Raw genomic sequence first — 24,388 nt, 5'->3', positions numbered from 1 at the left:
AGGCGAGATGATTGGCTTTGGTTAGTTTAGCGATAGGTAGCTATATATTCGCCTTGTCTCCTAAAGAGAGTTTAGACTTCGATTTCGTACGAAAGATTAACAAGATTGAAACGTCCGATACGCCGACATATCAGGATTTAGGAATCGATGAAAAGAAGCTATCGTTTTCCGGGTCCATCGTTACCAGTGATGCATGGACACAAGCGGAAACTATTGAATCCTTGATGGACCAAGGGTTGCCACAAACTCTCCTCTACGGACCTATTCAGAGAGAAGTAAGGATTGATTCTTTTCAGCCTAAATATATCCGTGATGATCGCGTTGACTATACCATTGATCTTATTATTATCCCGCCAAAGTCCGGATATAACGCTCCACAGCAACAAACGACAACGACAACTCTCCCTGCTCAAACTCCTCCAGCGACTACGAGCACAGAATCCATTGCTCAATACATGGATCAAACCTACACGGTTAAACAGGGAGATACGCTTTGGGGGATTGCTCAGAGGACTTTGGGAAGTAGTGCTTCGGCCAACGATATAGCGACAATGGTTAATACTATTGCGAAGGCTAATCAATTGTCAAACCCTAATGTTATCAACGTGGGGCAAGTATTAAACATTCCGTCTACGTCAACAAATCAGCAGAGTGCTAATTCCGCTTATACAACTCGTCAGACAGCCACTGTCACGGCTGCCGGAATTAATTATTTACAGTCCCAGGAAAATGCTGCTCGATTCGCTGCTGGAGGCGCTATTCCGGTTTAATTGGAGGTGCTTTGTAATGGGTGAACCACGCTGCATTGTAGAAGTAGATGGTCAAATTGTCATGCCGGAGGATATTAATGAGAGTGACGTGGATAACACGCTTTATATGGCAGCTGACACCTTTAACGTCACGATTACTAACGATGATTTAAAATCAGACTGGTTCCGGAAGAAACAGCAGGTCAAGGTCTATTACGGTTATGTCGACAATCCAGCCAAATGGTATCTTAGCGATTTAACTCATGTTCACACTGGCATGATTGATGGAGTACAACCTAAGTGGGGAAGGCAGAACGGTAAAATTGTGGAGATTATTGGCCGCGATTATTCGGCTCCGATGATTGACACCCAAAATAGCTATGCTTTTACAAACTGGGTTTCAAGCGATATTGCCAATTATTTTGCGGAAAAGTACAATCTTAAGCCTATAATTACTCCCACGAGCACTCCGGTAACAAGCGACGTGTATCAATCCAAGCAGGAGTGGGAGGCGCTTCAAACCTGCGCGGCACGTGAGGGCTTCGTTTGCTATGTTACGAAGGATCTTGAGCTGTACTTTGGTCCGCGGCAAGAGAGCGATGACAATATCGTTGATACGCTTTCCGTGATCGGTTTAGGATTATCCACAGATGATATGTCTTTCGATGATAGTGGTGTTGGCGTATATAACAAGGTAACCGTCCTCCATTATTATAAGAAGCAACTTATTCAGGGCAGTGCGCAAAATGATCAATTGATTAGTTCTATGGGCGGTCAAATCGTTGAAAAGGTAATGACTGATTCTAAGGCAACGACACCCGCCATAGCAAATCAATTGGCGGCTAACTTCCTGCATGAATATTCACGGCAGGCCATTACCTGCACCTTTAACAACCTCCCAGGTAATCCTCTGTACATAGCAGAGAAAAAGATTCAGGTTGTTGATGCTGGTCGCTTCTCTAGCCCGTATTATATTGAGGAAGCTAAACACACTTACGGAAAGCAAAGCGGGTATACGGTGTCAATTTCGGGAACCAATATCCGCCCGGATGACGCAGATCAGTACAAGCAGGATCTTTACAATAAAGATAAGTACGATGTGACTAGCGGAAGTTATGTACCAAAGGGGACGATTTAATGAGAATAGACCCGTTTCAATATTATCCACAGCGTGGGGTAGTAACGACGCTCAGTGGAAATTATCAGGCGAAAGTGAATCTACCTGAGGCACGTTTTGAGACAACGTTGGCAGATTCTTGCGTATATCTACCAGCAGAGGGTGTTGAGGTTTTAGTTATTTTCATTAATGGAGATCTTAACCGTCCGGTGATTACGAATCGCTTTCCGATGCCTGAGGAAGAAGGTGGCCCTCTCGTCGAGCTGGCCGGTAGTGGTGCTGCAGTGGCTCGTGTTGGAGATGCCGTTCAAGTGAACATACAAACCGGCCAAGGAACTATTACAAGCGGTTCAAGTAAGGTCACTTCTGGATAGGAGGGATAAGATTGGCAGACATATTTGGAACTGATATCGCTCAAACGACGAATCAGGACTGGCAGGTCACAGCGACAAGTGACGTTGCCACAGTGTCAGGATTAGAAAATTTACAGCAAGCCTTAGAACGCCGATGGGGTACCCGAATGGGTGCTCTTTTTTATGACCCGAGTTATGGAAATACGGTCTTCGACATGCTTTCTAAGCCAGTGAATCAAAACTGGATAAGCCAGGCAACGGTAGCAGCTAGAACATGCCTAATGGGTGATAGTCGTATTGCGGATGTTCAAGTCACAGTTACACCAAACCCGGCAACTCGCTCTGTACTGTTCGCAATGCTTTGGACAGCAAATGATGGTACCACGGGGATTTTGCAAAAAGAGGTGAATGTCGGTGTATAAGACTTATGACCAGATCGTTCAAGAACTTCAAGCCGACATGGTTGCTAATGGTTCTGTCGCTACAGACTTTTCAAGTGGATCACAGATTCAAACAATGATCAATGTAGCAGCGCGAGGTTATTATACACATTGGTACATGCTTGAATTATTAGTCGAGCTGTTCTTTGTGGCTTCCAGCGAGGGTCCTTTCCTGGATTTGAGGGTTGGAGAGCGAGGGATAACACGAAAGTTAGGTTCAGCAGCGACAGGATCTATCTCTTTTACACGGACTACGCCTTGTCCGGTTAATACGGATATTCTAGATGGTACAACTTTTTCAACGCTAGACGGAAGCGTTTCGGTTACGACGAACGCCGATACACCTTTAGCCTCTGGATGGACCTCGGGAAGTGTAGAAGTTACCTGTACAAAAGTTGGTGTTGCAGGAAACTTGGCCGCGGGAACACAGCTTCGGATTGTCGGTCCGACGCCTTCTGGATTACAAACGATCACCGTAGGTGCTGGGGGTTTAACCGGAGGAGTCGATGAAGAGACAGATGATCAGTTGCGCGCAAGGTATCTCTATACGATACAAAATCCTGCAGATGGAGGAACTCCCGGAGACTATCAAGTTTGGGCTAGTCAAGTTACGGGAGTTACGAACGAGCAGGTATTCCCATTGGCGAGAGGCAACGGAACCGTAGATGTAGTCATAGCCTCAAACGGTATTCCTTCGGCGGATTTAGTGGCTCAAGTACAGTCGGTCATTAGCGCGAATCGTCCGATCGGCGCAGACGCCCAAGTCAAGGCACCAACAGCAAATACGACGGATGTTACCGGAACGATAACACCCGCAACGGGTTATACATTTGCTACCTTGCAGCCTGTGGTATTCGAAGCCATAACAAACCACCTTAATTCCGTGTCGATAGGTGATGTGGTGCGCGTTTCAGGAATTACTAAAGCCATTATGAGCGTGCAAGGCGTGTTAGATTATTCTCTTTCAGCGCCAGCGGCAAATATCGTACTTACCCAGGAGCAAATGGCTGTTCCCGGTACAATAACAATCACGCAGGGCAATTAAGGAGGGAAGGTATGGCTTGGTATGATACTATGGCTGGTTGGTTGCCCCCATCGTTTTTTGGCGCCGATGCGGTCACTATGCGAGCATTCCTGAAAGCCCTTGGCCGTCAATCTGATGATCTCGACGCCGCGATCCAGGACGTACAAAATCAGCTATTCATGCAGTTGACAACATGGGCGATACCGACTTATGAATCTGAGTTTGCCATAAGGCTTGTTGACGGTGCAACAGATCAAGCACGACGCAATAATGTTATGGCGAAAAATAGAGCAGGCCAGGGCGCGACGCCTGCTGCCCTAAAAAATATTCTCTCAGCTTATGGCTATTCAACGGAAATTGATGAGGACTTTCCCAATTACCAATTCACGATTAAATTCACGGACTTTAAAGGCATCCCGCCAAATATGGGCGACCTGCAAACATTACTTACGTCCGTAACACCAGCCCATTTAAAAATGCTAATCGCTTATATGTATTATGTCTACTCGGATATTACAGGTAAATACACCTATGCTCAGCTCGCAAGCAGCGGGTTAACGTATGGCGATTTACCGACAAAATTACCTACTTAAGGGGTGAAAATTATAAATGAAGAGCACTCCTAATTATGGCCTTCAACAACCTGAGCCCAATGACACGATTGATCTTGTAACTTTGGAAACAAACAATATGAATGTTATTGATGCTCAAATGAAAGCAAACGCCAATGCTGTTGTAGCAGCACAGACTGCAGCTAATGGCTCTGTACCTCAGTCTAAACTTGGAGCCGCTGGCGGAGTAGCCACTTTGGACTCTAACGGTAATGTTCCGGTTTCTCAGCTTGGAAATGTGCCATTGCCTGCAAATGCAACGTCATCCGCTACAGGCTTAGTCGAAGTGGCCGCAGCGCCAGTAAGCGGCGCTCCGGTAGCGTCATCCCAGGTAGCAAGCGCAAAGGAGATGCAAATCACAAGCACTTCGGCACAAACAATAGCAAGCTATACTCCTGCAGCAAATGGAAACTTTGAAGCAAGAGTGTCTTTTCGGGTAGTTATAGCGGCAACAAACGTTACTATAACAATCGGATATACGAGTGTAGGGGGAGCACAAACTTATACAGCCTTAAATGCTCAAGCTTGTCCTGTTGGAGAATATTCCATTGTTCCATTTAGTTTTAATGCTATTGCAGGTCAGCCTATTACGATTAAAGTTACAGCCAGTGTCGCCAATCAAATTTATGCTTCCGGCGGCATAACGGGGGTGTAGTTTATGTCTCAATTAATTCTGCCCGGCACAGCAGGTCCGGGAGACGTTTCCAACCTAAAAACTTTTAGTAGCGGTATTTACTACAATGCGCAGGGCCAATTAGTTGATAGAAGAGGAACAGGCGTAGTCATAACTCCAGGTCCTTCAGATATCCCGATTACAGCCGGAATCTACGGCGGAGTCGTTGCTGACGGAAAAGTAGCCGCCGTTCCCGTTAACCCCGCGCATGTTCTTGCAGGCGATACCATAGCAGGAACAGCCGGAACAATGCCTAATCATACGTTTGCAACTAATAATAATAATTACACTTCAGCCGTTGGGCATCTGACTGATGGAAGCGGGAATTTATGCCTTGTGCCTCCAACAGGATATTATTTGAATGAAACGAATGGGGGAGGATTCGGAGAATTACTAATAAATGATCCTAATTTCATAGCATCAAATATTCCAAATTGGTTATCTATTTTTGGATTACAAGGTACCGGAGCATTTAAGCATTATGCAACTGGCTCAGGAACAACAAATAGTAGTGGTATTTATCAAGTCTCCGGTTTGGGGTTTAACCCCACGTTATGTTATTTTAGCAAAGGCGGATCGTGGTTCGCTGGAGGTATAACAGGAGCTAATTCAACGCAAGTTGGGGGCACAACCTTTTGTAGCTTTGAATTTTTAACAGGAGGTCTTTATTTCGGACCAACAGCAAGTAGTACCGCAATCACATGGTATGCTTTCGGATAAAGGGGGTTTATATATGCAAATTGGTAGACGCATTTATTATGAGATTGCAACAGGCAATGTCATAGTAGACACAGGAGAACGACAAGGGGATGTTGTTGAAACTACTGAAGATCAGGATTTTCAAATGTATGCACAATTACAGAAATATCAACAAAGTTCTGTAGGAGTTATACAGTGTGATTATGGATATCAATTAAGTAACTTTCAATCTTATCCTTTTCATGTCGATGTAACGAAAAACCCTATTGACCAAACAGCAATTGTTTGGGACACGTCTAACCCATTAGGAGCAACACTGGCGCAAGTTCAGCAAGCTAAAATTGATCAAATCAACGACCTTTACAACCAGAAGCTTACAGCCGGTTTCCCATCCTCGGCAACAGGAACAGCTTATACCTTCGGCTATGGCGCAACGGACCAGATGAAATTTATGCAATTAGCGATTATGGTCCTGAATACCATAGCTGTATGGCCTGTAAGCGTTCCTGCAAAAGATGGTACCCTAGTTTCTCACACTCAAGACCAATATAATCAACTCGTTAAAGACATTGCCGCATTCGCCCAGCCCCTTAACGACAAACAACACTCTTATATTAACCAGGTCAACGCCTGCACCACAATAGATCAAGTCAACGCCATAACAGTCCAGTTCTAAACGCCGAGAATGGCGTTATCTTTATACATAAAGGAGGAAGGAATATGAAACCTGGAAATTTTATTCTAGTTCAAGGTTCAGGCCCGATATCCGATGGGATTGCCTTTTTTGAGCGCAGCGGATTTACACACGCTGCGCTCGTTTCGGGAGAAAGTACCATACTTGAAGCGACGCCTAACGGAATAGAAGAAAATCCCATAAGCTACGAACGTTACGCTGTTTTTGAATTCATTGACGCAACTGACGAACAGCTTAAGGGAATGGTCGATTTTGGCCGGAGTCGATTAGGTGAAGGTTATAGCTATCGGCAGGATGCAGGCTTTGCGGTCAACGGAATTTTAGAGGAAATGGGATTCGAGCGAATACCTGGGCTATTGGCAGAGAAAAAGAAAATCGTCTGCTCTGCATTCGTTGACCTTTGCGCCAGGAGCCAAAGACTTGTTGCTCGGCCGGATCGGAAGCCTGGTGATGTCACGCCTCCCGGACTGAGTTATTCATCGAAAGTAAGATTTACAGAAAATCACAACCTTTGGGAACTGTAGAGATGAGGTGCATTAATGAGCGGCGAACATGAAGATGTACTTATTGATATACGAGAGCGCTTAGTTAGGGTTGAGACTAAAATTGACACTCAAAATGACCTTAGGAAAAAAGTCGATGATACCGAAGCAAAAGCAATTGATACTGAAGCCCGTTCAAAATCAAACACGAAGCGCCTCGATAAGCTCGAAGCCAATAACACTTGGCTCTGGCGCACAGTCGTTGCCGCTATTATTAGTGCAGTTGTATTAATGTACTTCAAGAAATAAGAATGAGATATTGTTATTCGTTCTGCTATAATGAGGTGAGAAAGGATGATTAAGTAATGAATATAAGGAAAATCAATGATTTTCTCGCTGAAAAAGCAACACTAGTATTCGGTACGATGTGGATGTTTTACGCATTCTTTATCTATGGATTATTACCTCTTATTCCAACGTTAGCTCCTTACCAAAATCAAATTTTTTACTGGTCGGGTTGGGTGCAGCTTTGGGCGCTGCCTTTACTTATGGTCGGGCAGAATGTTCTTGGCAGGGCAGGAGAAAAAAGAGATCAAGAGACACATGATGCGGTTATGCAAGAATTATCATTTGTTAAAGAGGAGTTGGCACTAGCCAGAGATGAGCGTGAGGAACTTAAAATGCTCTTGGCGCATTTACATGTAAAAATACCTGACGTAATACGACAATGTGATCTATAAAGAGTCACCTGACGGGCGGCTCTTTTCTTTTACCCATTTAATATGAAAGGAGAAAGCAAATGTACGGAATTGATTGCTCTACAAAAATAACAGCCCCAAACGCGATAGTCCTTAAAACCGCTGGCGTACTTGCTGTAGGGCGTTATCTCGGTAGAGGTCTTTGGAATGGTTTAACTTTGGATGAAGTCTCAGCTATCCATGACGCGGGATTACTATTATGGCTTATCCTGGAGCTGTCACCCACGGAAGAAAGTTATTTTACTTTTGCCAAAGGTATTTCGGACGCTCAGTACGCATTAGCCGAAGCCCAAGCTTTAGGCGCTCCAAAAGGATGCGCTATTTATTTTGCTGTCGATTATGACGCACAGCCTGGAGATATGGCAGCCATCAAAGAGTATTTTCATGGTGTACAAACAGTGTTAACGGGCAAATTCTTGGTTGGTGCCTATGGCTCTTATGCTGTTATGAATGCGCTCAAGGGCGCAGATTATCCTCCGGACTGTTACTTCCAAACCTATGCCTGGAGCTATGGCAAGCAGGCACCTAATCACATCTACCAGTACAGTAACGAAGTTCATGTGGCAGGAGTTGCCGTTGACCAGGATTACGTCAACGATGATGCTGGGCTTTGGGCGGCTGATGGCCTATATCAAGTAGAAGTTGTAAAGGGGAGCGAAGAAGATATGTTAAATGTGGCAGTTTTACTGGACACTAAAGATGACTTTTGGGCGGGGGCTGATGTGGCCGCAAAGAATGGCAACTGTGCCTTGTTTGTTCGGGGAGCTAATAACTCTATCCCGGCGGATGCTATGAGCTCTAAGCAGCTGATTGTCGTTGGCGGATCAAAGACAGGACACCCAAATGAGGTTCTTCTCAGTGGCAACGACAAATACGACACAGCCGCCGCAGTGAAAAAATATCTCGGGTAATTGTAAGCTTCCGTCGGCCAAGAAAAGTTTACATTAAAAAGTAATTCTTCCTGTCCCGGTAGACAGGATATATAAACTGAGCAGGTCAGAAATGGCCTGCTTTCCTATTGCCAAAAATTTTGAGGAGGTAATACTCATGGATTTTCAATCAGTTATTTATAATCCGCAATTCTTGCAAATTTCTATCGTTGTAATAGTGGTGGTCTTCGGGCTGATCAGCTATGTTTTGCACAATAAAGGTAAAATGATTACTATTGTACAGGGGCTTATGCTCCAAGCGGAAAAAGCAGCCGATCAATTTGTTCTGACCAACGGACCAACGACATTTAACTTTGTCGTTTCTCAGGCTTATCCGTTACTGCCGGCCATTTTTAGGGTATTCTTAACGTTTGAGGCATTTAAAAAGTACGCTCAAAAATTATATGACTTAGGTGTATTTTATTTCAATAAAGGAATTGCTCAAAGCCCTCCGAACGTGCTAACGACTCAAGTGTCAGTACCAGAGCAGGCAGTTTCTCCTTCAGCTGACGCAAGCACAAATACACCGGCAGTGGATACGACTGCACAACCAGCTCCACAAGTTCAACCTGTTCAGCCAGATCAGCAAGCTCAAGCTCCTGTACAACAACCTGCATAATAAAAGCGACGGTGCCGGCCGTCGCTGAAGATGACGAAGCCCTGGTTTAATCGCCAGGGCTTTTTTGTTATTTAAGTTAATTGTCCATAGGGTCGCTTGCACCAAATGTCAATCCTGTTACGTCACTTTGGGAGATGTTATATTTCACATTATTACGAATTACCGATTTATTAATCCCTTTCAGTGAGTTTGTAGAGTCCATAATGCCCAAATCTTGAAGGATTGATCCGCGCTGATCGGGAGTAAGATCGGGATTTGTTGCTTGTATAAGTAGTCCCCATGAAATAATTACCCCGGCTGCTTTTGAAGTGTCTGCTAAATCTTTTCCAGCGGCCAAAATCATAACATCTCTTATCGTACCGTCACTTTTATTTACCGTGCCCATTATCCCGTGACTATCGTTAAACATATAGGTGAAAGTATCCTGGACAGAACCGCTCTCAATTTTTAGATTGTTAATTTTTAAAGGAAAACTATCCGCATTGACTAATGCTTGATTCCATCTATCTGTAAACTCTTCAGGGGTAATACCTAAACTACCCGGTGTTTTTTGCGGTGTAGGAGCTGGCGCGGGAGCGGATGACGCGGCTGAAGCAGAAGTTTGAGTTGATGCTTGATCAGGTGCAGTCTGTGTGGGAGGTTTTTTTGCTTGCTCAGAAGTAGAAACGGGGGCACTTGTCGATGTAGTAGATCCATTACTACCGAAAGTCCCTACAACTTTACCAATCAAGAAAAGATAAACAACGATCGCGACTGCCATTTTCCATTTCGTTTTAGATCTAAAGCCAAGAATTTTTCCCCACCAAGGTCTAGGGAGAATGGTTATTTTCAGCTCCGTATTTGATTGTAACAGAGGTATTAAATCTTTACCTTTTTCCATTATATTAAGGGTTGTAGTGTGATTTTCGCCCTTGAAGATTATTGCCGTCTTTGCAAAAAAGTTATCAATAGTTGCTTCAGTGAAGTTTCCCCAGATATGATTTTGAGTAAGAACAGGCTTTGCCTTCTCTAACTTATAAATATTTATTCCTTCTGAGTGAAATGCTCCATAAAGGACTCCTGGGGAGCCTTCCATTTTTGCAACAAACCAGGCTTCAATTCCTGAATCTTTGCAAAAATTTTTTATGAGTTCTTCTTTCGAGTTGCCCATCGTTTGTGTCACCCTTCTTTCTAAGTCAAAAATATTTTTCTTAAAATTCTATAATCGTTTTTACTTTCCTGCTTTCCGACATTCTTAATGGTTCTGCGACAAATATGTAAGAAATAGTAAGACCCCGGCAGGAGTGCTGGAGTCAAAGTTTTGTCAGAACTGTTAGACAAAATAAAATAGACCCTAGCTTGGTCGCCATGGTCTATCATTATGAAAGTAATCAGGCCAAAGGTAATCTACTTTTTCACCCAGGGCAAGAGCTATATCTTGGGCGGTTGATAAGTAACAATCTTTTCCATTTAGTATCTGAGATAAATGAGATTTAGAATAGCCGGTTATTCCCTCTAAGTCTTTTAATCGCATACCCTTTTTAACCATAATGTCATAAGCCTTGCAATGCTTGTGTTGCTTCAAAATTATCACCGAAAGCTTATGTTCAACATAAATGACCGGCTTCCTTCGAAAAATGTGGCTTTCAGATAAGTTTATACTTAAGTTAAAAAATTGTGTCGACTTTATAGAAAATTTATCGTAAACTATGTAGTTATTAGAGGAGTAATTATTACATATTTCGACACAGAATTAGGTTTAAGCTTATAGGTAGCATCAAGGGAATGACATGGGTGATCGGGGAAAGAATAGCGCAGATCAGAAAGGAGAAGGGCTGGACGCAAAAGGATCTAGCTCAAGCCACGAGGCTAAGCAGGGGATATACTGCAGCTATTGAGGAGGGCAATCAACAACCAAAGATCAAAACATTAGCTTTGATTGCCAGTGCACTAGGGGTAACAATAGAAGAGTTATTGAGGTGAGTAAAAAAGGAAAGAGGTAACGAGAGATGAATGGATTAGAAAACGATGATTATATCAGTGAATTTATTACGGAAATGACAAAAGAAGTTAGGAAAGAATATCCCCAGGCAAATTGCACTGATGCGCTATTAAAAAAATAAGCCTAAAATCAATTGACATGGGATGGAAATGTTGCGCAGAAGCAATTATGGATTTGATTTCAAGAAGTATTTCTTAGCGAACTATTCTCCTATTAAAAAAGGAATTTGCTTTGATATTTTTTATTATAGGCGGGGATGAAGTGGAGGTTGATATAGTTTATAATGTAGCTTAAGATTTAGATTCCTGCTTTTCGACTATTCTTTTTTGCTTTGTAAAAAAGAATACAGTGTCATCATATACGCGATGAAGAAACCGCTCGTATAGCGATTACGGCTTCCCTTACGGGCCACTTAGTGTTAACTACACTGCATACGAATACGGCGGCCGAGGCTTTAGAACGCCTTTTGGACATGGGGATTGAGCCTTATCTTTTAGCGTCTGCTGTAAGAGGAATCTTATCTCAACGCTTGGTGAGGCGCTTATGTAACTCTTGCAAAAAGGTCTATGACATTTCTGAGACTGAAAAAAGAGTCCTCCGTTTACCGACGTCAATTAATCAATTATATCGCTCTCAAGGCTGTGCCCAATGCTTTGACATAGGGTTTAAGGGAAGGATCGGAATTCATGAGTTCTTGCTCTATAATCAGGAAATTAAGGAATTAGTACTTACGCGGCACAATTCCAGAGATATTGAACGACAAGCAATACTTTCAGGGATGTTAACGATTTATGAAGATGGTCTTTTGAAAGTCACCCAAGGTTTAACCACTATCGAAGAGGTGCTTTTTACAACGTCTGAGATAGAACGCTAAGAGGAGGGAACAAGATGCTTTCGATGGAAGAATTATTTCTCAATGCTGCAGAAAAGAAAGCTTCGGACATCCATTTAACAATCGAGAGTCCTCCTGTCCTCAGAGTGGATGGTTCATTAGTACCTTTGCTTATGGACAAGCTGTCTCAGTTCGATTTGGAAACTTTTGCCCTCTCTCTGATGAATGAGATTCAGAAAAAACGATTTACTGAATTCGGAGAATTGGATTTATCCTACAGTTTATCGCATGTTGGGCGATATCGAGTCAACATCTTTCGCCAAAGAGGATCTATGGGGGTCGTTATTCGCTTAATCCCCCACGATATTCCTACTCCGGAAAGCCTTGGCCTCCCGGCCGTAAGTCTTGCTTTAGCTAGGCTGACCAAAGGTCTGGTGCTTGTGACAGGTCCTACCGGGAGTGGAAAATCCACAACCCTTGCTTCATTGATTGATTATATTAACCGGACGAGAGCTTGTCACATTATGACTATTGAAGATCCGATTGAGTATCTGCATAAACACCAATTAAGTTTAGTGAATCAGCGTGAGATTGGCTGCGATACAAATTCTTTTGCTAATGCTCTGCGGTCAGTTCTGCGACAAGATCCCGATGTGATTTTAGTGGGTGAAATGAGAGATCTTGAAACAATCGCCACGGCTGTGACAGCAGCCGAAACAGGACATTTAGTTTTTAGCACATTGCATACCAATGATGCTACACAATCGGTAGATCGGATGATTGATGTCTTCCCCTCCTATCAACAGCAACAGATCCGAGTGCAGTTAGCGGCCGTATTACAGGGAATCCTGTCTCAACAGTTATTTCCAAGGGCAGATCATCAAGGGAGAATTGCAGCAATTGAGGTTATGCTCGCGACTCCTGCTGTTCGAAGTCTAATTCGGGAGGGGAAAACTCATCAACTACCTACAGTAATTCAAGTAAATAGCAAATTGGGTATGCAAACAATGGATAAAGCCATTCTTGACCTCGTTCAAAAAGGATGGGTAAGCTATGAAGTCGCTCAGGAAAAACTGCAAACAACAACTGACAATCTCCGCAGATGAGTAAACGCTGGTTTAAATGGAAAGCGGCGGATGCTCAAGGAACTTTGCAAAGCGGACGCTGCTTGGGAAACGACTCTTTGGAGGTTCAAACACTGCTGAAAAAAGAGGGATATTTACCGGTCAAGATTAAGAAACAATGGAATTGGTCCGCAGAGTTCCTCGTTCGTCCAAACGCTCAATGGGGTCATTTTGCAAACCGCTTGAGTTCATTATTAGAGGCCGGAATTCCTCTGCTTCAAGCTTTGGAGATCATGACCCAGTCTCGAGGGAATTTAACCTTTGAACAAAGTCAATGGTCAAGTGTCAAAAATTCTATATCTGCGGGATGTGATTTGTGGGAAGCACTTCTCCAACTTAAATCGCCTCCGAACGCTTATGTATTGTCGATGATCAAAGCGGGAGAGTATTCAGGAAACTTAGCGAAGGTTTTGAGTGAAGTGGCCGCAGAATTAGAGCAAGAAGGTAACTTCCGACAGAAAATGAAGGCTGCCTTAGCTTATCCAATCCTTTTACTGCTGGCTGTTTTTGTTGTTCTTTGTAGTCTATCTATAGGTGTGCTTCCCATGTATGAGAGGCTCTTTGAAAGCATGAACATTGAATTGCCCAAATTGACTCAAGTCATTTTTGCTGTCGGGCGAAAATTCCCTCTGACGTTACAAATACTAGGAGGACTAGCAGCGGCGATGGTGCTAATCTGCGTAATTTGGAAACCGAAGGATTGGCAGAGCTACCTCAACAACAAGATTAGACACTTGCCTTATCTTGGCAGGATTTATCGTCTCAGGGATTTGATTCAATTTACCAGTATCTTGGGTTACCTCTTAATGACGGGAATTCCCTTGCTAGAAGGGCTGCGTCTAACGGCTGGAACGCTGCAAACTATGGAAATGTTGGCCTTGACAGAGCGGCTTATTCAGAGTGTTAAACAAGGAAATCCCATGGCTGATTTGTTGTTTGAAAGCGAAATTTTTCCTAAAGAAGGGGCAGAGATGATCGCTGTCGCCGAAGAAAGCGGGAACTTAGATAAAATGTTCTTGCAAATTGCGTTCTCGCTTCACAAGGACTTGGAATTTAAACTCGATCAATTTACGCGTATGCTTGGACCGGCCTTAATTCTTATTATGGCTGGGCTGGTTGGTTTAGTAGCCGGAGGAGTAATGATTCCTATTTTTGATCTTAGTTCTCAGCTGAAGTAAGGCTTTCAGATGGGAACTAAGGAAGGGAAGCTTCAAGATGAGAAAGGAAATATCCGAGTAGGAGGATGAAACAATGAAACCGATGAAACCGATGAATGATTTTCAGCGGGAGAATGGATTTACACTCATCGAAGTTATGGCAGTCATCATAATAATGGGTATTATAGCTGCTGTGATCATTCCCAAAATGACGTCAAGTACGGCTTTGGCACGAAAAAAGGCCGACGTGGCGACTGCGCATCAGGTTAAAGCGGCTCTCGACCGTTTTCAAGTTGAAAATGGAGTGTATCCGAAACCTGGAGAACTAACGGCGGATACTAATGGCGAAGTGACATGCAGTGAGCTGATTCCCAAATATATCGGAAAATTGGATAAAACAACAACTCAACAAACAGTGGCAGATGGCAACAAAGGTTTTGGTGTAGCCCAATTGACAGCGGATGATTCCGATAAAAGCCATTATTCGATTCCAGAACCGGGAGATAAAGGTGACATTAAAACAATCATGATCTATTTGTCCTCTGACGGTCTGGCGGCAGAAGTTCGGGCCTATGATGACGATTTAAAGACTGTTCTTTGGACATCATCAAATTAACTATCTAAATTATTAACTCAAGTCGGTAAACTCGGAAAAGAGGAGACTTTTTTGTTAGGTATTAATTTGATGATAGGTGTTTTAGGCGTTATTATCGGCAGCTTCTTAAATGTTGTCATCTATCGTGTACCGAAAGAGGAATCCATCGTTTCACCGGGCTCGCATTGTCCTAAATGCGGGCAGGCTCTTCGCGCTTGGGAACTTATTCCCATTATTAGCTATTTAATTCAAAGAGGCCGATGCCGAAGCTGCCGGGCTAAGGTTTCTTGGCGCTATCCCATGGTCGAACTTCTTACGGGTTGTTTTTTTTACTTAGCGGGTACATTAGGTTTCTTAATGGGGCTTCACCCGGCCCGAGTTTTGTTAAATCTGGTCTTTATATCTTTTTTGATTGCTTTATCGTTTATCGATTTAGACACATACCGTTTACCGGATGTCTTGACGATTCCCCTATGGGGTCTGGGTTTGTTGGGGGCTTTTTTAATACCGGGGAGTCCGTCAGGATGGGAGAGTATTTTAAGTTCCCTGGGGGCTGGAGGCTTTTTTGGGCTGATAGCCAAATTCTATCCACAAGGTCTGGGCCTGGGAGATGTCAAATTGGTTGCTGCTTTAGGGGCCTTTTTGGGTTTTCATGGGATCTTTTTGGCAGTCTTTTCCGGAAGCCTTCTGGGAGCAATTGTTGGTTTAGTGTTTCTTGGGACGGGTCAGAAGGGCTTTCGCCAACAAATTCCTTTTGGCCCTTATCTTTCTTTAGGTGCTGTCCTGGCTTTATTGTGGGGAACGAGGATCTTTGATTGGTATTGGGCATGGGTTAAATAGCCCAGGAGGTGACGGATGCGCAAGAAACTAGTCGTATTTGAAATAACCGACAGTGAACTACGGGTCTTTAAAGCTTCTCTTCCCCTGATTTCGAAACTCAAACAAAGTCATAGCTCTGCGGCGGTCAAGTTTGACCGAATTCAAATTACGGGCGTAATTGAACAGGGGATTGTCCGTGATAAGGACGCCCTGCTTGACTGTTTAATGGATTATCAAAGGGAGAGCCCATGTGACGGACACTTGGCCTTTTTAGCAATGCCCATGCAAACAGGATTTGTTCGTTCCTATAAACTTCCCTGGCTTGCGAGATCTTATAGAGATTCCGCCATTGCTCTTTTAGTGGCTGAAGAAGTACCGAGCAGTGCAGATCTCCTTTACGATTACGTGATCCTTGGGGAAGAAAAGCATAAGAGTCTCACCATTTTGCTGGGGGCTTCCCGCCGTGAAGTCTTAGAACAGTATGCAGCTATTTTTAAACAAGCTGGACTAAGGGTGAGTGGGATTAATTTCTCATGGGCTGTAATAGGTCAGGGGTTAGAACTAAATCCTGATGAGGATACCCTCTATGTTCGTGAAGAGACCGATGGATTTCACTTCGCACTTTTTCGAGGGTTGATCCCTGAAAGAGTACGAACTCTGTTCGTCCAAGAAACAAACGTGGCTCTTGGTGACGCTGAGATTTGCAGTCAAGATATTAGGGGATATTCTAAGGAATGGGAAAATGAAATTCAGAGCTTTCTCTTGTATCTTAAGGCGCAAAATCCAGATTTGAGTCTAAAATGTCTTCTTTGGAGCGGCGGTTTATCTCTTGAATCCTTGGTCAAGCGTGTAACACTACCTGATCACATCACGGTTGCTCAAGCTGAATTCAAGTCAGTTCCTGACACCTGGTTATGGGTTCTTGGAGAAAATAGAGGTTTGGCAGAGGCTGCTATGGCCTATGGACTGGTCCTTCTGAAAAAGTCTGCGTCCCTTAATCTTTGGAGACAACCCAGCAAGGCAGGGAAGATGCGGAAAAGGTATCAAATAATAGGTGCTGCGTTACTTTCTTTCTTACTGCTTGGAAACGGCAGCTGGGTGTTCCTGAGGCAAGAGACATCAGCTCTGAAGAATGAGGTTCAGCAGCTTTTACATCAAGGTGCTGAACTTGAAACCCAATTAAGACAACAAAAGGACTTGACGAGATCTTGGAAAATGACACAAGCCCGTTCTGAAAAAGTAGCCGACATTTTGTGGCAAGTGCAGAACTTACTGGACTCGCAGCTAACGATCAAGAAATTGGTTTATAGGCAAGGCACTCTTTCTCTAACCGGCAGCGCAGGAGACGTCAAATCGATTCAAGCCTTGATCCAGGGACTTCGCAAATTAGGTTGGTACCGGCCTGTCTTGACAGGCTATTCCTCGACGTCATCTGAGCAAATTGAATTTTCTATAAGCGCGAAACGAAAAGATGTCAACAATTGACCGCGTTCAATTTTGAAATGGAGGGATAGGCTTTGGCATTTTTTAAGAAGAATATCAGAGCTTGTCTAGTCGCATTTGCATTTTTAAATCTTTTGGAGTTTTGCATATTCTGGAATCCGGCCTATCGAAACCTTCGGAATCTGCAAAAGGAAATAAAATACTGGAAAACAATGTCGAAGACAAGCTTAGACATAGCTATTCCCAAGGTTCCTACAAGAGATCAATTTCTGGATATCGTGGAAGGATGCCGAGCTGATTTTCTTCAAGCCGGGGTTAAGGTAACTGATCTGAAAGTCGAAGGATTTGGAATGCAGGAAAACCGGGCGATTTCCCGAGGAGCAGCCATTGATTATGCTTTGCTGCGTTTGCATTTGCAGGGGAATTGGGAAACTATCATTTCACAGCTTGAAGGACTTGAAGATTCTCATGAAGAGATTTATATTCAGGAAATTATGTTAGATCCCACGGGTGGAGAGGGCGTGCTGCGGATTTATTATTATTCGCCAAATGAGTAACGTATCTGCTGATTTTACGGAATAATCTGGAACAATACTTCCCTTCTCCAGCATATGTTAGCGAGAGGAGGGATTTCTGTGGTCAAAGATTACGTCCTTCAGCCTGGAGATAATTTTCATCGTCTGGCACAGCGCCTGGGATGCGCCTGCGACGATTTTATGCGGGTAAATCCAAATCTGGACCCTTGGAAACTTCAAATTGGACAAAAAATTGTTCTTCCCGAATTGAAAGCTAATTTGAAAGGAAAAGAACAATTTGCGGATATAGGGATTGATCGTGGTCAAGAATTTGCAGGGGATTATCTTGATGATGTAGAAATGGAAGTTGAAGGAGTCCAATTCCGTCTCAAACGAATTGGCGAGCCTAAAATTCCCCATGAAATTCACTTTATTCTTCCCCGAACTGAGATTCGTAAAGTTCAGCCCGCCGGCGAAGGCGGGCCCACTGAGGTGCAGATTATGATCAGTAACTTGGATATTGTCCTTTCTCCGCGTCTCGTCAGCGGCGACAGCGCCGAACAGATTAAAGCTACGCCTCAAACCACGGTTCAGATGAAAGAACAGCAAAGTCCTCAACCCTTTCAATCGTCTCCTTAGATGCAGGAGCGGCTTGGAACACTATCAAATAGATAACTATTAAACAACTATTAAATAAAAAAACAAATGCGTAAAATGGTAAATTTTGCCTCCGTATAGCGGAGGTTTTTGTTTGGAATAGTAACTTGTAGTGTTCCCATACTTGCTTTGGGGGAGAGTCCATCCTTCAGCGCGATCGCATTTGTTTTTCGTCATCGAAGCCTCGGTGTTCAGCTTTAGCTGAACGAGTTCATTTAAATACTTTGCTACGGTGCTAAATTATGATAATATTTTCAGTGAGGAATAAGGAAGTGATGAATTGGCAAGTATTTATGTGTTTCATGGTCCTAATTTAAACTTATTAGGGACACGTGAGCCGCAGCATTACGGCATGCGTACTTTAGCAGAGATAAATCAAGAGGTGCAAGGGCTTGCTGAACAAGCAGGACTTAATGTCGAATGCCGGCAGACGAATCATGAGGGAGATTTGCTTGATTGGATACAAGCGTTAATGACTGAGGATTTTCTGATTCTTAATCCTGGGGCATGGACTCATACAAGTTACGCCATTCGCGATGCCATAAGCGGTGTTAAGGTACCCACTGTAGAGGTTCATCTTTCCAATATTCATGCTCGGGAATCCTTTCGGGAAACGTCTCTGATCGCACCGGTTTGTCTTGGCCAAATATCAGGATTGGGTTCTGAGGGTTACAATTTGGCAATGCGCTTTGCCATTGATTATCAAATTAGACGGACAAAAGAGTGAACTCGTTCAGCTGAAGCCGAACATCGGGTTTTCGGTGACGAAAGTTTCCTGTGGACACTTTCGCCGAAAGCGCCTAGCCCATAACAAATGCGATCGCGCTGAAGGGTGGACTCTGCCCCCACCGAAGCAAGGTATGGGAACCACTCCCACTTATAGAAGTGGGAGTCTAACGATTGAACAGAGGGGGTTGAATCATTGACACGATTAGAACGGATGCGCCAGCGAATGCAGGAAGAAACCATTGATACCTATGTGGTTCTTCGTCCTGAGAACGGAAGGTATTTAAGCGGCTTTACCGGGGGCGAAGCGACACTGGTCATTACCTTGGAAAGGTCCTTTTTGTTGACAGATTTTCGATACATAGAACAGGCTAAAGAACAATCACCTGATTTCGAAATTGTTAAAACGGGACATGATCATTTTTTAGCCATGGGTGATATGGGCCTTCAATCGAAACGAGTGGGTTTTGAGGGAGACTTTATTACTTATGCGGATTACGAAAAGCTGAGGCAGTCTTTTGTCCAAAGTGAGCTGCTCTCTCTGCCGAGTCTTGTCAATAATCTTCGTTCAGTTAAAGATGAACAGGAGATACCTTTAATCCGGCAAGCTGTTCAAATTGCCGATAAGGCTTTTGCTGAAGTCTTAAAAGCCATTGAAGCTGGGCAGACAGAAGAGGAAATTGGACTGAATTTGGAGTTTTCCATGCGCCATCTAGGAGCCAGCGGAGGTTCTTTTGAATTTATCGTGGCTTCAGGACTTCGAGGTGCTATGCCTCACGGCACGGCTAGTTCGAAGAAGGTAGAAAAGGGAGAGTTTCTCACCATGGACTTCGGCGCAATTTATCAAGGATATTGTTCTGATATAACGAGAACAGTTTTCTTAGGAGAACCCGCTGAGAAACATCGAGAACTATATGCACTTGTTTTGGCGGCTCAACGGGCCGGTATCGCTGCCGTGGCACCGGGACGAACTGGCAGAGAGATAGATGCTGCGGCTCGTAATATTATTGAAGATGCTGGCTTTGGTGAATACTTTGGACATGGCTTAGGACATTCTGTTGGTTTGGCGATTCATGAGGGTCCATACTTTAATCAGCGGGAAGAATGTGTTATCGAACCCGGAATGGTTCTTACGGTTGAACCTGGTATTTATATTCCTGATTGGGGCGGTATCCGCATTGAAGATATGGTTCTGGTGACAGAAGATGGCTGTGAAGTCTTGACCCAGGCCCCTAAAGAATTAATTCTCTTAACTTAAATTCGAGCCGATTTTTTTACTTCCTGACCTTTAAGTTATAAGAACTAGTTGCACTCGGGCTATCCGGAAGGTATACTTTCGTTGGTACAAAAGAATATATAGGAGGAACGATTAATTTATGATTTCTTCGAACGACTTTAAGACAGGCCTCACCATCGAAATTGATGGAGACGTTTTTTCGGTGGTTGAGTTCCAACATGTTAAGCCGGGTAAAGGGGCTGCCTTTGTTCGCACGAAACTAAAAAACGTTAAAACAGGCGGGGTTGTTGAACGTAAGTTTAATGCCGGCGAAAAAGTTAATACGGCTCATGTTGAACGGCACGAAATGCAGTATCTTTACAAAGATGGAGATCATTACGTGGTTATGGATAATGAGACTTATGAGCAAGTTTCTTTAACAGAAGGACAAATTGGTGACGGCGTGAAATGGCTCAAAGAAAATATGAACTTAGGGGTTCTTTTCTTTGATACGGAGGTTATTGGTGTTGATGTGCCGAACTCAGTGCAACTCCTTGTGACAGCTACGGAACCGGGAGTGAAAGGTGATACGGCTACCGGGGGAACGAAACCTGCGACCTTGGAAACTGGTGCCATTGTGCAAGTTCCTTTCTTTGTCAATGAAGGAGACGTGCTTATTATTGATACCAGAACAGGAAACTATGTTCAAAGGGCGTAATTAAGTATAATCAAACATGTAATCACCTTCTATGGGACAAACTAAGAGTACTTAGTTGTTCTATAGGAGGTGTTTTTGTTTGTCTTCCAAAACTTCAAAACTTAGTGTAATTCCTCTTGGAGGAACCGGAGAAATAGGGAAAAACATAATTGCCTTTGAATATGAAGATTCAATTATTGTCATTGACGGAGGCGTGAAGTTTCCCGATGAGGAGTTGTTGGGGATTGATCTTGTCATCCCTGACATCGCCTATTTAGAAAAAAACCGTGAACGGATTAAAGGACTCTTTATCACCCATGGCCATGAAGATCATATTGGGGGCCTGCCCTTTATTTTGCCACAATTAAATATACCGATTTACGGAACAAAGTTAACTATTGGCTTGGTGATGGCGAAGTTTCAAGAGCGCGCCCCTTATCCGGAATCGCTGGTTCACACTATTGAACCTGGTGAACTTATCCAGGCTGGGGCGTTTCAGGTGGAAGCCTTTCGAGTGACCCACAGTATTCCGGATGCTGTGGGGTATTCCTTGCTTACTCCTATCGGCAGAGTAGTCTATACTGGCGATTTTAAAGTCGACTATACACCCATTGATGGGCAGAATATGGAACTGGGGAAACTAGCCGGTTGGGGAGAAGAAGGAATTCTGGCTCTGATTTGTGATTCAACGAATGCCGAACGGCCAGGGGTTACTATGTCGGAAAGGGTTGTTGGAAAAACCTTGCGGGAATGGTTTGAACGGGCAGAAGGAAAAATTATTTTGGCTTCCTTTGCCTCCAACGTGCATCGGATTCAACAAGCCATCGATGCTGCCGATGATATCGGCCGTAAAGTTTGTGTTGTCGGCAGGAGCATGGAAAGTGTTGTTCGGACAGCCATTGAGATGGGATATCTAAAAATGCCTGCTCAGGAGATCTTAATAGAAAGTTCGGAGGTAGATAAAATTCCTCGCTCAGGCTTACTGGTGCTTACTACCGGGAGTCAGGGAGAACCTCTGGCAGCTTTGACCAGAATGGCGACGGGGAGTCATCGTCAAATTAAAGTCGAGACCGGTGATATGGTGATTATCGCGGCAACGCCGATACCCGGAAATGAGAAACTCGTTGGCAAGACAATCAATCATCTCTATCAAATTGGGGCCGAAGTTGTTACCAAAGAGATGGGCCAGGTCCATGTATCTGGGCATGCCAATCAAGAGGAGCTCAAGCTAGTTATTCGGCTTGCCCGACCTCGTTTTTTGATACCTCATCATGGAGAAGTCCGGCATCAAGTAGCCCTGCGCAGAATAGGGCATATGCTGGGTTATGAGGATAAGGATATTGCCTTAACTCAACTTGGATCAAGAGTTGAGCTTTCGGCAGATCGGATGGAATTTGGAGCAAGTGTAGAAGCCGGGAGCGTAAATATCGATGGCTTGGGCGTGGGAGACGTGGGGCAGATTGTGCTTCGTGATCGTCAACAACTTGCTCAAGATGGTGTCGTTATTGTCGTGGCAGCTATTTCCAAAGCAAAACCCTGCACGCTCATATCCGGACCGGACATTATTTCCCGAGGGTTTACTTTTATGAAAGATGCAGCCGAATTGATTGAGGGAGCTCAAAAAGTAGGTAATAGTGCATTAACGGTTCAGCTGGAAAAGGATCAAATAGAGTGGGTGACGTTAAAAGGCGCTCTTCGAGATAGTCTCGGAAATTATTTTTGGGAGAAGACTCACCGCCGCCCAATGATTTTGCCAGTATTGGTTTCAATTTAAGAGCGCTTCGAGTTTTACTCACTTTGGAGCACAAAAACGGGGGTGTTGTAAAACGAACTACTTAAGTTCGTTTTACAACACCTCCGTTTTTATAAAGATAAATACTTTTTCCCTTTTGAACATGTCTAAAATTGCCTGAGAGGACATACCTTCAATTAAGGGGGGCAAAGGCGTGTCGCTGCATTATCAGTTATCTGTCATCCAAGCAAAAAACGTATCGCCTTCACGGTCTGAGCAAAAGTCAACGGGTTGGGGAGATATGGCGAGATGGTTTGGTGAAACAGTTTGCTCGATTTTTCATAAAATTCAAGGTTTTGAGTTCCTGGAGGCTGAAGAAATACGATTACGAGTTGGTCAACCCTTAATGCTCAGAACGTCGGATAAAGACCTGTTTCTTAACTGCGAAGGACAAACTACATCGCCGGACAAAGCCTATTGTATTACCATGGCCGATTTGACAGCGGCTTTGGAGAAGATGACTCAAAGTTCCGTTTATGCAGTAGAAGAAGATTTGCGGCAGGGCTTTTTAACCCTGCCGGGAGGAAATCGGGTTGGAGTCACGGGAGAGGCGGTCCTGCAAAAAGGTAAACTACTCAAGCTAAAGCATATTTCCTCTTTGAATATTCGCCTTGCCCGTGATATTCAAGGACAAGGGCTGAGGATTTTGCCCAAACTATGCCGTAAGGACGGCTTCATCTATCATACCTTGGTAATTTCTCCGCCGCGGGCCGGAAAAACAACTCTTCTGCGTGACCTTATTCGGTTAATAAGCAATGGGGTCCCCCACCTGGGACTTGAGGGGAAGAACGTGGGAGTTATCGATGAACGGGGGGAGCTTGCCGGAATGAATCAGGGGGCAGCCTCATACAATCTTGGTTATCGTACGGACGTACTCGACGGCTGCCCCAAGGCATACGGTTTATCAATGTTGATTCGTTCTATGGCTCCCCAAGTTGTCGTTATGGATGAGTTGGGGCATCTTGATGAGGTTGAAGCCTTAAAAGATGCCTTGCGTACAGGGGTGCGAATTTTATGTACGGCTCATGCGAGTTCTCTTGAAGAAGCTAAAACAAGACCAACCTTAGCTCAATTACTTGAGGAAGGAGTGTTTGAACGATTGGTTGTGCTGAATAGACAAACCGGACCGGGTACTATTGCAGGAGTTTATGACCTTAAAACGGGGAGGAGCCTTTAATGATCGTGTTCGGATGTATTGTCCTTATTGCCGGCTGTGGATCTATGGGACTCTGGCTTGCTCAGCGAGTTCGACGCAGACCGGAAGAACTTAGAGGATTTTTAGTCGCTCTTACTCTTTTGGAGACAGAAATTGTTTGGGGGTCAACCCCTTTACCTGAGGCATTTTGTGTCTTAAAGGAACGAACGAGTCCGCCATGGCAAGATTTTTTCTCTGCCCTTCAGCTGCGTTTAGAGAGGGGAGAATCGGCAGGAAAAGCCTGGAATGAAGAGATATCTCTGCAAAGATCCCGGTTTTGTTTAAAAGAAGAAGATTGGCGGGTGATTCGAGATATTGGCAGAGGATTAGGACGATCTGACAGTCAAGAACAGCAGAAGCAATTGCAGCTTGTCTTGCGCCAGCTTTCAATGCTGAAAGATCAAGTAGGATTATGGTCAGAAAAGCAAGCCAAAATGTGGTCCTATTTAGGGTTCCTTTGCGGAGTTGCAGGAGTGCTCATTTTAATATAA

General features: G+C 44.0%; 31 protein-coding genes. 29 read left to right on the top strand and 2 right to left on the bottom strand.

The features are described from left to right. Nucleotides 1-11: 11 nt before the first annotated feature. The 14 genes from DEAC_RS23830 to DEAC_RS22120 all read left to right on the top strand — a co-directional run bounded on the left by DEAC_RS23830 (nt 12) and on the right by DEAC_RS22120 (nt 9,148). The gene (locus DEAC_RS23830; protein ID WP_053006335.1) at nt 12-770 is read left to right on the top strand and encodes a LysM peptidoglycan-binding domain-containing protein; all 759 of its coding nucleotides are present in this window, start codon (nt 12-14) and stop codon (nt 768-770) included. Beyond that, nucleotides 652-1,887 carry a phage late control D family protein gene (locus tag DEAC_RS08285; protein ID WP_161796426.1) on the top strand — a complete coding sequence of 412 codons (1,236 nt, stop codon included), beginning with the start codon at nt 652-654 and terminating at the stop codon, nt 1,885-1,887. The genes DEAC_RS23830 and DEAC_RS08285 overlap by 119 nt, the downstream gene beginning before the upstream one ends. Then, nucleotides 1,887-2,240, top strand: coding sequence for a PAAR domain-containing protein (locus DEAC_RS08280; protein ID WP_047809581.1), 354 nt, complete (start codon nt 1,887-1,889; stop codon nt 2,238-2,240). The genes DEAC_RS08285 and DEAC_RS08280 overlap by 1 nt, the downstream gene beginning before the upstream one ends. An 11-nt stretch (nt 2,241-2,251) precedes the next feature. Further along, nucleotides 2,252-2,641: a contractile injection system sheath initiator gene (locus tag DEAC_RS08275; RefSeq protein ID WP_047809580.1), complete on the top strand. Its 390-nt coding sequence runs from the start codon at nt 2,252-2,254 to the stop codon at nt 2,639-2,641. Then, nucleotides 2,628-3,704, top strand: a complete 1,077-nt coding sequence (locus tag DEAC_RS22130) for a baseplate J/gp47 family protein (protein WP_083995983.1) — start codon at nt 2,628-2,630, stop codon at nt 3,702-3,704. Before DEAC_RS08275 ends, DEAC_RS22130 begins: the two co-directional genes overlap by 14 nt. Before the next feature lie 11 nt (nt 3,705-3,715). Then, nucleotides 3,716-4,276, top strand: a complete 561-nt coding sequence (locus DEAC_RS08265) for a putative phage tail protein (RefSeq protein ID WP_047809579.1) — start codon at nt 3,716-3,718, stop codon at nt 4,274-4,276. Between the two features lie 16 nt (nt 4,277-4,292). Next, complete coding sequence (locus DEAC_RS08260) at nt 4,293-4,949, top strand: hypothetical protein (protein WP_047809578.1); 657 nt, start codon at nt 4,293-4,295, stop codon at nt 4,947-4,949. A gap of 3 nt (nt 4,950-4,952) precedes the next feature. Further along, on the top strand, nt 4,953-5,687 hold the full coding sequence (locus tag DEAC_RS08255) for a hypothetical protein (protein WP_047809577.1): 735 nt from the start codon (nt 4,953-4,955) through the stop codon (nt 5,685-5,687). A 13-nt stretch (nt 5,688-5,700) separates the two neighbouring features. Further along, entirely contained in the window at nt 5,701-6,342 is a 642-nt protein-coding gene (locus DEAC_RS22125; protein ID WP_053006333.1) for a DUF4376 domain-containing protein, read from the top strand. Nucleotides 6,343-6,386: 44 nt separating this feature from the next. After that, complete coding sequence (locus tag DEAC_RS08245) at nt 6,387-6,884, top strand: C40 family peptidase (protein ID WP_047809576.1); 498 nt, start codon at nt 6,387-6,389, stop codon at nt 6,882-6,884. A 15-nt stretch (nt 6,885-6,899) separates the two neighbouring features. Next, a complete protein-coding gene (locus DEAC_RS08240; protein ID WP_047809575.1) occupies nt 6,900-7,151 on the top strand; it encodes a hemolysin XhlA family protein in 252 nt (83 codons plus the stop codon). Between the two features lie 56 nt (nt 7,152-7,207). Then, the gene (locus DEAC_RS08235; RefSeq protein ID WP_053006332.1) at nt 7,208-7,582 is read left to right on the top strand and encodes a hypothetical protein; all 375 of its coding nucleotides are present in this window, start codon (nt 7,208-7,210) and stop codon (nt 7,580-7,582) included. A 59-nt stretch (nt 7,583-7,641) separates the two neighbouring features. Further along, nucleotides 7,642-8,511 (top strand): DUF1906 domain-containing protein, encoded by an 870-nt coding sequence (locus DEAC_RS08230; RefSeq protein WP_053006331.1) that lies wholly within the window; start codon nt 7,642-7,644, stop codon nt 8,509-8,511. Nucleotides 8,512-8,647: 136 nt separating this feature from the next. Continuing rightward, complete coding sequence (locus tag DEAC_RS22120) at nt 8,648-9,148, top strand: hypothetical protein (RefSeq protein WP_053006330.1); 501 nt, start codon at nt 8,648-8,650, stop codon at nt 9,146-9,148. Nucleotides 9,149-9,224: 76 nt separating this feature from the next. Here DEAC_RS22120 and DEAC_RS22115 read toward each other — a convergent pair whose 3' ends face one another. After that, nucleotides 9,225-10,298 (bottom strand): hypothetical protein, encoded by a 1,074-nt coding sequence (locus tag DEAC_RS22115; protein ID WP_053006329.1) that lies wholly within the window; start codon nt 10,296-10,298, stop codon nt 9,225-9,227. Nucleotides 10,299-10,481: 183 nt separating this feature from the next. Then, the gene (locus DEAC_RS24775; RefSeq protein WP_427846260.1) at nt 10,482-10,676 is read right to left on the bottom strand and encodes a helix-turn-helix domain-containing protein; all 195 of its coding nucleotides are present in this window, start codon (nt 10,674-10,676) and stop codon (nt 10,482-10,484) included. A gap of 236 nt (nt 10,677-10,912) precedes the next feature. On the opposite strand from DEAC_RS24775, the gene DEAC_RS08210 reads away from it, so the two are divergent. The 15 genes from DEAC_RS08210 (at nt 10,913) to DEAC_RS08140 (ending at nt 24,388) form a co-directional block, all read left to right on the top strand. Beyond that, nucleotides 10,913-11,110: a helix-turn-helix transcriptional regulator gene (locus DEAC_RS08210; protein WP_047809573.1), complete on the top strand. Its 198-nt coding sequence runs from the start codon at nt 10,913-10,915 to the stop codon at nt 11,108-11,110. Between the two features lie 362 nt (nt 11,111-11,472). Then, nucleotides 11,473-12,003, top strand: a complete 531-nt coding sequence (locus tag DEAC_RS24515) for a GspE/PulE family protein (protein WP_083995981.1) — start codon at nt 11,473-11,475, stop codon at nt 12,001-12,003. A gap of 14 nt (nt 12,004-12,017) precedes the next feature. After that, the gene (locus tag DEAC_RS08200) at nt 12,018-13,067 is read left to right on the top strand and encodes a type IV pilus twitching motility protein PilT (RefSeq protein ID WP_047809571.1); all 1,050 of its coding nucleotides are present in this window, start codon (nt 12,018-12,020) and stop codon (nt 13,065-13,067) included. Next, the gene (locus DEAC_RS08195) at nt 13,064-14,263 is read left to right on the top strand and encodes a type II secretion system F family protein (RefSeq protein WP_047809570.1); all 1,200 of its coding nucleotides are present in this window, start codon (nt 13,064-13,066) and stop codon (nt 14,261-14,263) included. The genes DEAC_RS08200 and DEAC_RS08195 overlap by 4 nt, the downstream gene beginning before the upstream one ends. 82 nt (nt 14,264-14,345) lie before the next feature. Beyond that, nucleotides 14,346-14,858 (top strand): type II secretion system protein, encoded by a 513-nt coding sequence (locus tag DEAC_RS08190; protein WP_083996009.1) that lies wholly within the window; start codon nt 14,346-14,348, stop codon nt 14,856-14,858. Between the two features lie 69 nt (nt 14,859-14,927). Then, nucleotides 14,928-15,677 carry a prepilin peptidase gene (locus tag DEAC_RS08185; RefSeq protein ID WP_047809750.1) on the top strand — a complete coding sequence of 250 codons (750 nt, stop codon included), beginning with the start codon at nt 14,928-14,930 and terminating at the stop codon, nt 15,675-15,677. 15 nt (nt 15,678-15,692) lie between these two features. Next, the gene (locus DEAC_RS08180) at nt 15,693-17,141 is read left to right on the top strand and encodes a type IV pilus biogenesis protein PilM (protein ID WP_047809569.1); all 1,449 of its coding nucleotides are present in this window, start codon (nt 15,693-15,695) and stop codon (nt 17,139-17,141) included. 32 nt (nt 17,142-17,173) lie between these two features. Beyond that, nucleotides 17,174-17,656 (top strand): hypothetical protein, encoded by a 483-nt coding sequence (locus tag DEAC_RS08175; RefSeq protein WP_047809568.1) that lies wholly within the window; start codon nt 17,174-17,176, stop codon nt 17,654-17,656. 78 nt (nt 17,657-17,734) lie between these two features. After that, nucleotides 17,735-18,253 (top strand): LysM peptidoglycan-binding domain-containing protein, encoded by a 519-nt coding sequence (locus DEAC_RS08170; protein ID WP_053006328.1) that lies wholly within the window; start codon nt 17,735-17,737, stop codon nt 18,251-18,253. 298 nt (nt 18,254-18,551) lie between these two features. Next, complete coding sequence (gene aroQ, locus DEAC_RS08165; protein WP_047809566.1) at nt 18,552-18,998, top strand: type II 3-dehydroquinate dehydratase; 447 nt, start codon at nt 18,552-18,554, stop codon at nt 18,996-18,998. A gap of 195 nt (nt 18,999-19,193) precedes the next feature. Continuing rightward, a complete protein-coding gene (locus tag DEAC_RS08160) occupies nt 19,194-20,255 on the top strand; it encodes a M24 family metallopeptidase (protein ID WP_200903113.1) in 1,062 nt (353 codons plus the stop codon). A 118-nt stretch (nt 20,256-20,373) separates the two neighbouring features. Then, nucleotides 20,374-20,931: an elongation factor P gene (gene efp / locus DEAC_RS08155; protein WP_047809565.1), complete on the top strand. Its 558-nt coding sequence runs from the start codon at nt 20,374-20,376 to the stop codon at nt 20,929-20,931. 79 nt (nt 20,932-21,010) lie between these two features. Further along, entirely contained in the window at nt 21,011-22,684 is a 1,674-nt protein-coding gene (locus tag DEAC_RS08150) for a ribonuclease J (RefSeq protein ID WP_047809564.1), read from the top strand. A gap of 172 nt (nt 22,685-22,856) precedes the next feature. After that, nucleotides 22,857-23,879: a stage III sporulation protein AA gene (gene spoIIIAA, locus DEAC_RS08145; RefSeq protein ID WP_053006327.1), complete on the top strand. Its 1,023-nt coding sequence runs from the start codon at nt 22,857-22,859 to the stop codon at nt 23,877-23,879. After that, entirely contained in the window at nt 23,879-24,388 is a 510-nt protein-coding gene (locus tag DEAC_RS08140; protein ID WP_047809562.1) for a stage III sporulation protein AB, read from the top strand. The genes spoIIIAA and DEAC_RS08140 overlap by 1 nt, the downstream gene beginning before the upstream one ends.

Origin of the sequence: Desulfosporosinus acididurans (genome assembly GCF_001029285.1) — a bacterium.
GTDB lineage: Bacteria > Bacillota > Desulfitobacteriia > Desulfitobacteriales > Desulfitobacteriaceae > Desulfosporosinus > Desulfosporosinus acididurans.
This window is presented reverse-complemented; position numbering and strand designations above follow the sequence as displayed.